Genomic DNA, 12542 nt, shown 5'->3' on the forward strand with positions numbered 1-12542 from the left:
GCGTCGGGGGAGAGGGCCATATATGTGAGCGGGCGTCGGGGGAGAGGGGCGTATATGTGAGCGGGCGTCGGGGGAGAGGGGCGTATATGTGAGCGGGCGTTCCGTTGCCCCGCCCCGCCCCGCCCGGCCTGCTCCACCTGTTGCGTGTAGTGATGCAACGCTTGACGCATCTCGCGCCTTCCGCATATTCTGAACGAACGGTCGGTAAATATTTAGGAGCAACCATGGCATCGCAGAATCTGCAGTCTGTGCCCGCTGAGCTGTCCCCCGAAGAGCTTGAGCGGGAACGGGCCGGTCAGGCGTATTTTGACCGCATCATCTCTGAGGATTCGCGCATCGAACCCCGCGACTGGATGCCGGAGGCCTACCGCAAGACCCTGCTCCGCCAGATCTCGCAGCACGCGCACTCGGAGATCATCGGCATGCAGCCGGAAGCCAACTGGATCACCAGGGCTCCGAGCCTCAAGCGCAAGGCCATCCTCATGGCCAAGGTGCAGGACGAGGCAGGCCACGGGCTGTACCTCTACTCGGCCGCGGAAACCCTCGGCCAGAGCAGGGACAAGATGACCAGCGACTTGATCGCCGGCAAGGCCCGCTACTCGTCCATCTTCAACTACCCCGCGATTTCCTGGGCGGACATGGGTGCGATCGGCTGGTTGGTGGACGGTGCCGCGATCTGCAACCAGGTTCCCCTGTGCCGTGCTTCCTACGGACCCTACGGACGCGCAATGGTGCGCATCTGCAAGGAAGAGTCGTTCCACCAGCGCCAGGGTTTCGAGATCCTCCTTGAATTGTCCAACGGCACGCCCGCCCAGAAGGCGATGGCCCAGGACGCGGTCAACCGCTGGTACGCGCCGGCGCTGATGATGTTCGGCCCGCCCGACGACGATTCCCCCAACTCCAAGCAGTCCATGGCCTGGAACATCAAGCGGTTCAGCAACGATGAGCTCCGCAGCCGCTTCGTCGGCATGATGGTGGAGCAGGTCAAGGTCCTGGGCCTCACGCTCCCGGACAAGGACATCCGTTTCAACGACGAAACGAAGAAATGGGAGCACGGGCCCCTGGACTGGAACGAGTTCAAAGACGTTCTCGCCGGGAAGGGTCCCTGCAACGCGCAGCGGCTTGAGCGCCGGCGCGAAGCGCACGACGACGGCGCTTGGGTCCGCGAAGCGGCCGCCGAATACGCGCGCAAGCAAGCAGAAAAGGAAGACGCAGCATGACCACGCCAGCCCACGAGACCAACGAACCCCACGAGACCCCCTGGAGCCTCTGGGAAGTCTTCGTCCGCTCCAGCCGCGGCCTGTCCCACGTCCACGCCGGCTCCTTGCACGCTCCTGACGCGGCGATGGCGCTGCGCAACGCCCGCGATCTGTACACGCGCCGCAACGAAGGCGTGTCCATCTGGGTGGTTCCGGCCGATGCTATTTCCTCGAGCGACCCGGATTCCAAGGGCTCCTTCTTCGAGTCCCCGCAGGGCAAGGACTACCGCCACGCGACGTATTACACCAAGAGCGAAGGCGTGAAGCACCTGTGACCGCCCCCGAAAACCCCGCAAACGCAAACGAAAACAACCCAGACTTCGCCATCGAGGGCCACGGCGATATCTCCGTCGGAGTCAAAGGCGCGGGTGCTTCCGGAGACGGTTCGGCAAGCGCCACGCGCATCACGCCCGGGAACGCCCTGCGCCCGGAGGACATCGCCCTCGAAATCCGCAAGGGACAAGTCAAGCCAAGTGAAGACGTCGCGGAGTACGCCCTGCGCATCGGCGACGACGGCCTGATCCTGGCCCAGCGCCTGGGTCACTGGATCTCCCGCGCACCCGAGCTCGAGGAAGACGTCGCCCTGGGCAACATCGCGCTCGACCAGCTCGGCCACGCCCGTTCCTTCCTCACCTACGCCGGAGCGGCGTGGGACAAGTCCGAGGACGATCTGGCGTACTTCCGCCGGGAGCACGAGTTCCGTTCCGCGCACCTGTTCGAGCAGCCCAACGGGGACTTCGCCGTCACCATCGCCCGGCAGTTCATCGTGAGCTACTACCAGTTCGAGCTCTACAAACGGCTAACCGGCTCGAGCGACAAAACCATCGCAGCCATCGCGGCGAAGGCCCTCAAAGAGGTCGACTACCACCGCGACCACAGCGCCCAGTGGGTCCTCAGGCTTGCCGGCGGCACGGAAGAATCCCGCCGTCGTATTGTCCAGGCTTTCAAGCTCGTCTGGCCGTACGTGGAGGAACTCTTCGAAGACGACGAGCTCACGGCCCGCCTGGCGGAAAGCGGAGCAGGCGTGCAGCCCTCCAGCCTCCGCGCGGACTTCGACCGGCTCACGGGCGAGATCCTGGGCGAAGCCGGCCTCGATGCCGCTTCGGGGGGCGAACTCGGTCTCGAACGCATTCCGCAGGCTTCAGGTGGCGGCCGCCAAGGTAAGCATTCCGAGCACTTGGGCTACCTGCTCGCCGAGATGCAGGTGCTTGCCCGCGAACATCCCGGTGCAAGCTGGTGACGGTGGACATGTTCGTTCATGACACCAGCGCCAGGACCGCGCAGGTCAAGACTCAGCAAACCGCCGAGCAAAAGGCCTGGGGGATTGCCGCCACGGTCTGCGATCCCGAGATTCCCGTCCTCACCATTGAGGATTTGGGGATCCTCCGCAATGTCCAACTGTTCGACGACGGCGGGCTGGTCCCCGCGGTCCAGGTCACCATTACGCCGACCTACTCGGGCTGCCCCGCGATGGACGCCATCCGCGACGACCTCAAGACCGCGTTCCACAAAGAGGGCTACCCGAGCGTCTACGTCGAGCTCGTCCTGGCCCCGGCATGGACCACGGACTGGATGACCGAGCACGGCAAGGCCAAGCTGCAGGAATACGGCATCGCCCCTCCGAGCGGCAGGGCGGCCGCCGGCGGCCACTCAGGCCCGGTAAGGCTCCAGCTCGCCGTGAAATGCCCCCAGTGTTCTTCGCTGAACACCAAGGAACTCACCCGCTTTGGTTCCACGTCCTGCAAGGCGCTCTTCGTCTGCCAGGACTGCAAGGAACCGTTCGACTACTTCAAAGTCCTGTAAGGAATCCGACATGCCCGTTGTCCGCCAGCCCGCAGCCGAACAAGCGCAGGCCACCGGCCGCCGTCGTGCGTCTTTTCATTCCCTCAGCGTTTCGGAAGTCCGCCGCCTGACTGACGACGCCATCGAGGTCACGTTCGATGTCCCGGCTGAGCTCGCCGGCCAGTATGACTACCTTCCCGGCCAGTACGTGGCCCTGCGGACCACGCTTCCTGACGAGAGCGGGGAGCCGCACGAGGTCCGCCGCAGCTACTCCATCTGCGCAGAGCCGCGCAGCTTCCCGGACGGGAGCAGCGAGATCCGCGTGGCCATCAAGAAGGACTTGGGCGGCATCTTCTCCACGTGGGCGAATGCGGAGCTCAAGGCCGGCGACACCCTGGACGTCATGAGCCCCATGGGTGCGTTCATTTCCAAGCATGGCAAGGACGGCAAGACTGTCCAGCAGAATGTCATGAACTCGATGAACAATCCGGAGAACATGGCGGGGGAGTTCGGCGACGCCGGTTCCTTCGTGGCCATTGCCGCCGGCTCGGGCATCACCCCGGTGATCGCGATCGCCCGCACGCTGCTGGCCGCGAACCCGGGCACGCGCTTCGACCTGATCTACGCCAACAAGGCCGCCATGGACGTCATGTTCCTCGAAGAGTTGGCGGACTTGAAGGACAAGTACCCGTCGCGATTGGCGCTGCACCATGTGTTGTCGCGCGAACAGCGGATCGCCCCGCTCATGACGGGACGTATCGACGCCGAGAAGCTCCAGCAGCTGCTGGGCACCGCCATCCATGCGCAGGATGTGGACGAATGGTTCCTGTGCGGTCCGTTCGAGCTGGTCCAGCTGTGCCGGGATACCCTCGCTGCCCGTGGCGTGGAGCCCGAGCACGTCCGCTTTGAGCTCTTCACCACCGGCCGCCCGGACCGTCCAGAGGGCAACGCCGGCCGGCCCGTTGTGGAGGACGAGTCGAAGGACACGTTCAAGATCACCTTCAAGCTGGATGGATTGACGGGCGATGTCGCCAGCCCCACCCACGCGCGGGAATCCATCCTCAACGCCGCTTTGCGCGTCCGCCCGGATGTTCCGTTCGCGTGTGCCGGTGGCGTGTGCGGCACGTGCCGCGCCAAACTGGTCTCCGGGACGGTCAGCATGGACGAGAACTACGCCTTGGAGCAGGATGAGTTGGACAAGGGCTACGTGCTGACGTGCCAGTCCCACCCCACGAGTGAATCCGTCACGGTCGATTTCGACGTCTAAGGAATATACGAATGATCGAGCTCTCCATCGCCAACGGCATCGCCGAAATTGTCCTCAATGCCCCTGAAAAGCTGAACTCGCTGGACGAGGCGGCGCTCGCGGAACTGGATAGGGCGTACGACGACGCCGCTGCCGCCGCCTCCCGCGGGATGGTGCGGGCGCTGCTCCTCCGCGGAGAGGGCCGCGCCTTTTGCGCGGGACGCGACATTGCAGGGGTGACGCCGGAGAGCGACGACGCGAAGGCGTACTTGAACGGGCTCGTGGAGCCGCTGCTCAAGAAGATGGCAGCCTTCCCCGCCCCGACGTTCGCGGCAGCGCACGGCGCGTGCCTCGGCGTCGGGCTCGGCCTGTTGCTCGCTACCGACGTGGTGTACGTGGCGGAGAACGCGAAGTTCGGTTCGCCGTTCGCCAAACTGGGTGCCACTCTGGACTCGGGCGGGCACTGGTACTTCACCGAGCGCCTGGGCATGCACCGGACCTTGGACCTCATCTACACCGCGGACCTGATCAGCGGCGCCGAGGCCGTGGCGCAGGGCATGTTCAGCCGGGTCATGCCGGACGACGCCTTGCTGGAGGCCACGCGGATCATCGTGGAGCGGGTCGCGGCGGGTGCCACCGGTGCGTTCACAGCCAGCAAGGAGCTCGTGGCCCATATCCGCGATCAGCGCCTTGGCCTGTGGGCCGCCATGTCCGAAGAGAACGACGAACAGGCGCGACTCTGCAAGACCGAGGATTACGCCGAAGGTTTCCGGGCGTTCCAGGAGAAGCGGGCACCGGTCTTCAAGGGGTAGCTTGTCAGCATCGCGTCCCATACCTAGACTCTCTAGGTATGGGACGAAGTTCAGTGAACGGACAACTTGACCTGCTGCTGCTCAGCTCGCTCGGAGCGGGCGAGGCGCACGGCTACGCGCTCATCGCGCGCATTCACGAGCGCAGCGGCGCGCGGATTGACCTTCAGGAGGGCTCGGTCTACCCTGCGCTGCACAAGCTCGAGGCTGCGGGGTGCGTCGCGAGCCGCTGGGCGGACGACGACGGCGGCCGCCGTCGCGTCTATGCGCTCACCGGGGCCGGACAGGCCGAGCTTTCACGCAAGGTGGAGGAGTGGAAAGGCTTCTCGGCGGCGGTGCGGGGCGTTCTTGGAGCGGCATCGTGAACGCGGGGAACGGCGCCGGGGCCGAAGAGGGGCCCATCGACGCATACCTCGACGAGCTGTTCGTAGCTGCGCGCGACGGCGATCCCGCTGCCGCTCGCAGGCTCCTCGCTGAGACCGAGGCGCATTTGCGCGAATGCGCCGCCCGGCTCCGTGCGCAGGGCTTGGACCCGGTGGACGCCGAACGCGAGGCCGTCAAGCGCTTCGGCCCGGTCAGCACCGTGACGCCGGTCCTGCGCCCGTCACTTCGAGATGTTGCCCGGCTGCCGTTGCGGGCGTTCGTGCGGCCCTTGGTTGGCCTTGCGGCTGTGGGCGCGATCGCCGTCGGCGTGAGCGGCGTCGTATCGGAGCTGTTCGGCCGGATCTGGGGCGCGGGCTTCGTAGCCGGCGACCTCCCCGGCGTCGCCTACACGGCCGCGAGATGCGCGGTCCTGCAGGCACCTTACGCTGGCCTCGACTGTGCCCAGGCCGCTGCCCAGCACCATTGGGGCGAGGTGGTCGAATATCGGGTGGTCCTCGGGGTGCTGGGCCTTGTCCTCCTGCTCGTATGGCGGCTCCTGCCGCGCGACGCCGCGCTCCCGGCAGGCCTCGCGCCGTCGCTCGCGGCCGCGGCTTTCCTGCTCGCCGCCGCGGCGACCGGCGTCCTGGCCCTTAACGCTGCCGTCCAAGGCTGGCAAGGCACGGGCGCGTGGCTGAGCGCCGTCGTCGTCGCCTTGCCGCTCGCCGTCGTGTTCGCGGTAGCCGCCCTGCGCCGGATGCGCATGAAGCCCGTGGGTTCCTAAGGCCGCACGGTGGCGGGGTTTGATGATGCCCGGGCACGGGCAGCCGCTGTAGGCACGGGCCGGTGGATTGCCGCCTCCGATGCCGAGTCCCTGGTCCACGACGCCGCAGCCCTCTCCGCGGGACGGTCCACCTTCCTGGCGGATATCTTTGGCACCGGGCTTTTGACGCTTGAGGGCATGGCGCCACTGGTGGCCGCCCGCAGGCGTGCCGGCCGCCCGCTACCGTTCTGTACGGATTCCCCCGGCGCACTCTTCCGGGCCGGCGGATGGAGGAACGCCGTGGTGGTCCAGGCCGGACAGCCCGCAGCAAACTTTGGCCGGCTTACCCGGACCCCGGAAGCCGGGGACGCAGGGCAGCAAAGCAATCTCCGCACCCATCTGGTGACCGCGGCTCTTTGAGGACGCCGCCGAACGCCGGGACCCAACGGTGGCGTTGCTCAAGCTGGCTGGCGTTGCTCAAGCGTCCTGGAGTGTCACGCGACCTGGAGTTGCGTGAGATGGGCGTATCTCCGCGCCTTGGCTTGGTGGCGGAGTTTGCGCCGGCGTCTGGAATGTGACGGCGCGGTGTCGGGTGGGCCGGTGCCTGGTAATGGCGGGGCTGTTGATTGGTAGTGGTGTCCGGTAGGGGTGCGGATGCCGAGGACGTGCCGTGTCCCGGCGCGTGTTGTTGCTCCGGTTTGTGCTGTCCAGCCGGGGAGTTCTTTGGTGTGGTTGCAGGCTTCGCAGAGGCCCGCCCCGTTGGTCAGGGTGGTGGGTCCGCCGTCGTGCCAGGGGATGATGTGGTCGAAGTGCCGGATCGGTGCGTCGCAGTAAGGGGTGCGGCAGGTGTCGTCGCGGGCCTCGATGAAGCGCCGCAGCCCGGCCGGGAAAAGCCGGGACCGGGAATCGACGGCGACAAGTTCCCCGGTTCCCGGAGCGGTGAAGAGGCGCCGGAGCCAGAACTTGAGTTCTTGCCCGCCCTCAGACTCGCCAGGACCGGCGCCATGTTTGGTGTTCCCGCTGCTGCCGTTGAGAAGGGTTCTTGCCCAACCTGCGGGGACGATGCCGTAGCCGGGGAGCCGGGCGGGTTCGCTGTCGCCCTGGAACAGGGTCCGGTCGGTCATGACGAGTTGGATGGCCACTCCGGTGATCCCGCCGGGGGTGCCGGTGGTGCGTTCGACCAGGGCATCGGCCATGATTTGCCCGCGGCTGCGGGTGTCTCCGCCGGAGCGGAGCGAGTCTGCATGCCGGGACAGGGCCGCGTGCACGGCCACGCCCTGGGCGACGGGAAGCAGGGCGGTCAGGTAGGTCATGGTGTCCGGGGCCGGGCGCAAGCTCACGTGCCGCTCCGCCGCGGCGTGGCTGGCGCGTTGCGTCACCGACCGGGGGTCCCGCCGGTAGGCGGCGGCCCGTGCGGCGGAGATGATGGTCTTGTCTCCGGCGCCGTCGAAGGTCCCGGTGTCGGCGGCCAGTTCCTCATCCACCGCGCAGCGGTCTTCGGCGCTCAGGCAGGCTGTTTCCTTCACCAACAGGGTGGCGCGCCATTCGTTCAGCTGCCCGGTGTCCAGGGCGGCGAGGGTGCGCGGCATTTCGCTCACGAGGGCTTTCGCCAGGCCCAGCAACCGGGATCCTTTGGCGGGGGATTCCCGCCGGGCCAAGGCAATCTGGGCTGCGACGCCGCGGCCGCGCTCGTCGGCGGGGACGCCCAGGTTCGTCTCGGCGCTGCGCTGGGCCGCATCGAAGGAGACGGCAATCCGGGCTTGCGCAGCGGCGGCCGCGGACTTCAGATCCTCCAGGGCACGCAACTGGTCGATCAGCTCGGCGCGGCCATCGGGTACCGTGCCGTTCGGGAGGGCTGGCCGGAACGAGGTCAGGGCATCGATCACGTCCCGTACCCAGGCACCTGACAATGGAGCCGCGCCGCCGACTGGCGAGCCCGTCTCCATCAGCTGTGTTCCCCGAATCCCTTCCATAACCAAAGCATTCCAGGGGGGTCTGACAATTTAGGGCCCAGGAAACCGCTTCCTCACCGAAAACCAGGAAAATTAGTAAAACTTTTTCGGGACCGCAGATGTCCGCGTTGTGTATCGAACCCCCTCAGCGGAGCCCGAAGGTCGAACTTGAACCTGGTGCTGGAGGCCGGGTTGCTCGTTGTGGGGATCTCGGCCAATTCGCTGGGAGTGCTCGCGGAGGGCGCGGACTACTTTGCCGATGCTCGTCTTTAGCGTCGCGATTCGAGTAGGCCCGGCTGTGCAAACCGAGGACTACGCCGAAGGTTTCCGGGCGTTCCAAGAGAAGCGGGCGCCGGTCTTTAAGGGGTAGCAGGCTCCTCGCAGCAAGCCCTGGTCTGTTGAAATCGTGGGGGAGGTCCCACCGCTGCGTTCCGGTACCTAGCGCTGGGCCCGCGCCCACGAACCGGCGGTGACAAAAAAGCGAGCAGGTGCCCTCACTCGCCCTGCTAAGCCGTAGGGGAGTGCTGTCGATTCCGTGCCCGGTGCAGCCGGTACTCACGGGCGGTGATCCAGACGATGAAGATGTCGAAGGCTGTCAAAAGGACAAGGCCCCAGGAGAAGGCCACGACGATCCGGTAGCCCTGGTAAACGATGAAGACCAACAGGAACGCGATCATCCACGGGTAGGCCCAGAGTTTGTCCTTCAGGACGGCCCAGACGAGGACGATCTTGACCAAGCCGTGGAGCAGTAGGTAGATCGCGCCGAACAGCGTCGCGGACCCTGAGAGGTTGGAGCTCAGGTGCACCAGGCTGTTCGCCAGGAAGTCGTGCGGATCCTGGGCGAGTTCGTGCTGGGTGAGGAAATGGACCAGATCACCGATTTGTTGAGGCGTCACCAGCAAAAGAAGAACGCCGCCGATCAGTTCCAGGACGCCATCCAGGCCCTTCAGGATGAGGCTCACGCGAAATGTCCGGTCGAGCAGGGTTGTTTCAGCTGGTTTCGTTTCCATCACACTTCCCTCCGCTACCTCAAGATACATTCTTTCTTATGCCCCTCTCTTCTGATCCCGCAGGAGCTTACGCGATTGAAACACATGGCCTGAGCAAGCACTTTGGCAGGCATACCGCCGTCGACGGCTTGACCATGCGCGTGCCTCAGGGAGCCATCGCAGGGTTTATTGGCCCCAATGGGGCAGGCAAGACCACCACCCTTCGCCTGCTCTTGGGCCTGGTGCGGGCGGATGCGGGCAGCGCCACGGTTCTGGGCCACTCGCTCACTGAATTCGAGCGGTACCTGCCGCGCGTCGGGGCACTGGTGGAAGCGCCGGCGTTCTATCCGGGCCTTTCCGGGCGGACAAATCTGGAGGTGCTCGCCCGTCTTGGAGGCCATCCCGGTTCCCGCGTGAGCGAACTGCTGGAAGTGGTGGGACTCTCCGATCGGGCCCGTGACCGGGTAGGAACGTATTCACTGGGCATGAAGCAACGCCTTGGGGTGGCGATGGCCCTGCTGCCCGATCCGGAGCTCCTCATTCTCGACGAGCCAGCCAATGGCCTTGATCCCCTCGGCATCATCGAGATGCGCGAGATGCTGCGCCGTTTGGCCGGCCAGGGGAAAACCATCCTCCTCAGCAGTCACTTGCTCGGCGAGTTGGAACAGCTCACCGACTGGCTGATCATGCTCAATCAAGGGAAGGCCCTGTTCTGCGGACCGGCACGGGAGCTGTTCGCCGAACGCGTCGAGGTAGTGGTCGAAGCCCAGGACTCGGTCCAGTTGGATCTGGTGGCCCGGATCGCGGGCGAGGCCGGTTATACGGTCACGCGGGAGGATCAGGCCTTGCGCGTCGCCTGTTCTGCCGGTTTTGCCGAGACCTTGAACCGGCAGGCCAGGGACGCCGGCGCGCCGGATCTGACCATCCGAGTGAGGGAAGCCAGCCTGGAGCAACTGTTCCTGGCTTTGCTGAAAGGAGACCGCTCATGATTTCAGTGATCCGTGCGTTTCGCAGCGAATTGCTCAAGTTCCGGCGCTGGAGTGTTTTGGCGGTCGCGGGGGCGATGCTGGTGGTGAGCACCTTTATCGCTTACTTGACGTTCCACCAGATCGCATCCGGAGCCACCGGCCGTGAGATGACCGGCCTGATTGCCGCGTTCCCCACACCTCAGGGATTGGTCTCGATCATTGGCCAAGCCCGCTCCGTGATCATTGCCATCGCGCTGGTGATGGTGACGGCCAATCTCGCCGCGGAATGGTCGCAAGGGACGCTGCGCAACCTGTTGGTCTGTGAGCCGCGCCGCCTGCGGTGGTTGGCGGGCAAAATGCTTGCGCTGATACTTTTTGTGCTGCTCGCGATGCTGCTCACCCTGCTCATCAGCGGCACATTCATCCTTGTTGTTGCCGAAGGACAGGGGATTCGGACGGATGCCTGGACGTCTTCGGAGGGGCTGCAGGTCTTCCTGGCGTTCTTGGGCAATGAGGTGCTTTGCCTCATCGGGGTGAGCGCCCTAGGCATGGTCATCGCCATGCTCACCCGTTCGGTCGCGGCCGCCGTCGGGATCGCACTGGCCTACATCCTGGTGGTCGAAGGCATCATCGCGGTGGTTTTGCCGCAGGTCAGCCAGTGGTTCCCGGGCCGGGTGTTCAACACCATCGTGGGGACCACCGTGCCCCTCGTAGGTCCGACGCCTCTCCAAGGTTATCCGGCGGCCCTGGGAGCAGCGCTCCTGTGGATGGTCGGCTTCGTCGTGGTGACCGCCGTCGTCTTCCCACGCCAGGACGTCAAAGCGTGACAGAAAGAGCACGCAATGTCCCCTCCGGCGTCGTCGGCAACGAGCGCCTGACCGCCCTGATCGGTGCTGTGGTTCTGGTGCTGTCGGTGGCCGAGATCGCCACTGTTCCGACTCTGGGCAGCCTGATCGTGGCGCACTTCTTCGTTGGCGTGTTCCTGGCGGGCCCAGTCGTGGCCAAGACGGCCAGCACTGGCTGGCGATTCATTCGCTACTACTCGCGGGATCCCGCCTACCGCCTCAAGGGTCCGCCCCGGCCGCTTCTGCGCGTGATCGCTCCGTTGCTCGTCGCATCGACGTTCACGCTGCTCGGTAGCGGGATCGCCTTGGCCATCACCGGGCCTGCCCCCGAGATCTTGGTCCGGGTACACGTTGTTAGCTTCTTGGTCTGGCTCGCCAGCCTCGCAGTGCACGTCTTCGCTTATGTGAGGCGGGTACCCAGGCTAATAGCCGAGGACTGGCGCCGCCCCCTCCGGCGGAGGCGCGAGGACGGGGCCGCACCGGAGCCGTCGGGACGCCGGATGCGGCTGGCGGTCAACATTGCGGTGCTCGTGCTGGCCGCGATTGCTGCGGTGCTGCTTTTGCCGACTGCCGCACCATGGGAGGGGTGGCGTGGTCAGGCCGTGACTGGACCTGGGGTCCTCGCCGTCGCAGTGTGCATCGGGACCGCGATCGCGGTCGCGGTCAAGCGCCGCTAGAGGGAAACCACGACGGCGGTGAAGCTCGCACATGTGGGCGCCCGGCCGACACCTAGTCAGTGACGTCGGCGTGGTGGTGGCGCGGGGTTCCCTCAAGGGAGTGTTCGGCCTGGAAGATCGCATCGGTAACGAGTTGACGGACGTGCTCGTTCGAGAGGCGGTAGTACACGCGGGTTCCGGCTTGCCTCGTGGTGACCACGCGCCCGAGGCGCAATTTGGCCAGATGCTGGGACACCGCTGCCTGGGATTTGTGGACCAGTTCCGCCAGCTGGTTGACGGGCAACTCGCCGTCGCGCAGTGCAAGAATGATGCGGACCCGGGTGGCGTCGGCGAGCATCGCAAACACCTCGACGGCTAGCTCGACGTACTGGCTGTCCGGCTCCCGGCCGCACACAGCGTTATCTGCATCCATGCTTATATTGTTTCATACGGATAAAATGAGGTATATATATTGAGCAAGGTGCCGTTCGTTAGCTGAGGCTCCTTCGCGGAAACATGCCAGCGACCCCCAACGTCGAGAGACGCCCCGGGTCAGGACAGGCCGCCCCGGCATTAAGGGGTGGTCCCGATTGGCTCCTGGACACAGTCCGGGTTCACGCCGCGAAGTGCCAAAGGTCTTACGAGGAGGGGCATGTGCGGGCCTCTATGCCCGCCCTCCCCGCGGCACGTCCAACAGCAGCAGGAGGTGACGGTTCCATCATGAACGATGGTCATAAACCCAGTCTCCCGTCCCGTTTTTCGGACTCCGCTTCAGCCTCCTGAAACTCTGCGCTGATTCGGTCCGGCACGCCGGAGCCTGATCCAAGCGGCACGTACGTGCCCACACTTACGCAAAAACGCCCGCCCATGCCACGTGCCCCGGTGAGGCTTATCCATGACTTTTTTGTGCCCG

15 protein-coding genes and 1 riboswitch are annotated in these 12542 nt (G+C 65.5%); of the genes, 12 read left to right on the forward strand and 3 right to left on the reverse strand.

Features of this window, described 5'->3' with window-relative positions:
- Window positions 1–224 precede the first annotated feature (224 nt).
- The 9 genes from paaA to AC1DJB_RS19090 are packed head-to-tail and all read left to right on the forward strand — an operon-like array spanning window position 225 to window position 6639.
- Window positions 225–1220 carry a 1,2-phenylacetyl-CoA epoxidase subunit PaaA gene (paaA, locus tag AC1DJB_RS19050; RefSeq protein ID WP_441433085.1) on the forward strand — a complete coding sequence of 332 codons (996 nt, stop codon included), beginning with the start codon at window positions 225–227 and terminating at the stop codon, window positions 1218–1220.
- Window positions 1217–1534: a 1,2-phenylacetyl-CoA epoxidase subunit PaaB gene (gene paaB / locus AC1DJB_RS19055; RefSeq protein WP_284990026.1), complete on the forward strand. Its 318-nt coding sequence runs from the start codon at window positions 1217–1219 to the stop codon at window positions 1532–1534. The genes paaA and paaB overlap by 4 nt, the downstream gene beginning before the upstream one ends.
- Window positions 1531–2499, forward strand: coding sequence for a 1,2-phenylacetyl-CoA epoxidase subunit PaaC (gene paaC, locus AC1DJB_RS19060; protein ID WP_441433084.1), 969 nt, complete (start codon window positions 1531–1533; stop codon window positions 2497–2499). Before paaB ends, paaC begins: the two co-directional genes overlap by 4 nt.
- Window positions 2500–2507: 8 nt before the next feature.
- On the forward strand, window positions 2508–3062 hold the full coding sequence (paaD, locus tag AC1DJB_RS19065; RefSeq protein ID WP_059389572.1) for a 1,2-phenylacetyl-CoA epoxidase subunit PaaD: 555 nt from the start codon (window positions 2508–2510) through the stop codon (window positions 3060–3062).
- A gap of 10 nt (window positions 3063–3072) precedes the next feature.
- Window positions 3073–4308, forward strand: a complete 1236-nt coding sequence (gene paaE / locus AC1DJB_RS19070; protein ID WP_476910698.1) for a 1,2-phenylacetyl-CoA epoxidase subunit PaaE — start codon at window positions 3073–3075, stop codon at window positions 4306–4308.
- Window positions 4309–4319: 11 nt separating this feature from the next.
- Window positions 4320–5099, forward strand: a complete 780-nt coding sequence (locus AC1DJB_RS19075) for an enoyl-CoA hydratase/isomerase family protein (RefSeq protein WP_284990023.1) — start codon at window positions 4320–4322, stop codon at window positions 5097–5099.
- Between the two features lie 38 nt (window positions 5100–5137).
- Window positions 5138–5461, forward strand: a complete 324-nt coding sequence (locus AC1DJB_RS19080; RefSeq protein ID WP_441433082.1) for a PadR family transcriptional regulator — start codon at window positions 5138–5140, stop codon at window positions 5459–5461.
- Window positions 5458–6240 (forward strand): permease prefix domain 1-containing protein, encoded by a 783-nt coding sequence (locus AC1DJB_RS19085; RefSeq protein ID WP_476910699.1) that lies wholly within the window; start codon window positions 5458–5460, stop codon window positions 6238–6240. Before AC1DJB_RS19080 ends, AC1DJB_RS19085 begins: the two co-directional genes overlap by 4 nt.
- Before the next feature lie 9 nt (window positions 6241–6249).
- On the forward strand, window positions 6250–6639 hold the full coding sequence (locus AC1DJB_RS19090; RefSeq protein WP_441433080.1) for a hypothetical protein: 390 nt from the start codon (window positions 6250–6252) through the stop codon (window positions 6637–6639).
- Window positions 6640–6713: 74 nt separating this feature from the next.
- On the opposite strand, the gene AC1DJB_RS19095 is transcribed toward AC1DJB_RS19090, so the two are convergent.
- Together AC1DJB_RS19095 and AC1DJB_RS19100 are read right to left on the reverse strand one after the other, a co-directional pair.
- A complete protein-coding gene (locus AC1DJB_RS19095; RefSeq protein ID WP_476910700.1) occupies window positions 6714–8165 on the reverse strand; it encodes an HNH endonuclease in 1452 nt (483 codons plus the stop codon).
- 512 nt (window positions 8166–8677) lie between these two features.
- The gene (locus tag AC1DJB_RS19100) at window positions 8678–9181 is read right to left on the reverse strand and encodes a DUF2127 domain-containing protein (protein ID WP_441433078.1); all 504 of its coding nucleotides are present in this window, start codon (window positions 9179–9181) and stop codon (window positions 8678–8680) included.
- Window positions 9182–9219: 38 nt separating this feature from the next.
- Here AC1DJB_RS19100 and AC1DJB_RS19105 point away from each other — a divergent pair, with 38 nt between their 5' ends.
- From AC1DJB_RS19105 to AC1DJB_RS19115, 3 genes are read left to right on the forward strand one after another with little or no spacing between them, the layout of a single operon-like run.
- Window positions 9220–10149 carry an ATP-binding cassette domain-containing protein gene (locus AC1DJB_RS19105; protein WP_441433077.1) on the forward strand — a complete coding sequence of 310 codons (930 nt, stop codon included), beginning with the start codon at window positions 9220–9222 and terminating at the stop codon, window positions 10147–10149.
- On the forward strand, window positions 10146–10955 hold the full coding sequence (locus tag AC1DJB_RS19110; protein ID WP_476910701.1) for an ABC transporter permease: 810 nt from the start codon (window positions 10146–10148) through the stop codon (window positions 10953–10955). Before AC1DJB_RS19105 ends, AC1DJB_RS19110 begins: the two co-directional genes overlap by 4 nt.
- A complete protein-coding gene (locus AC1DJB_RS19115) occupies window positions 10952–11650 on the forward strand; it encodes a hypothetical protein (protein ID WP_476910702.1) in 699 nt (232 codons plus the stop codon). The genes AC1DJB_RS19110 and AC1DJB_RS19115 overlap by 4 nt, the downstream gene beginning before the upstream one ends.
- A 52-nt stretch (window positions 11651–11702) precedes the next feature.
- On the opposite strand, the gene AC1DJB_RS19120 is transcribed toward AC1DJB_RS19115, so the two are convergent.
- Window positions 11703–12062, reverse strand: coding sequence for an ArsR/SmtB family transcription factor (locus tag AC1DJB_RS19120; protein WP_476910703.1), 360 nt, complete (start codon window positions 12060–12062; stop codon window positions 11703–11705).
- Between the two features lie 47 nt (window positions 12063–12109).
- Window positions 12110–12284, forward strand: a riboswitch (M-box (ykoK) riboswitch).
- Window positions 12285–12542: the final 258 nt, after the last annotated feature.

It is taken from the genome of Arthrobacter sp. 01T428, assembly GCF_056398685.1.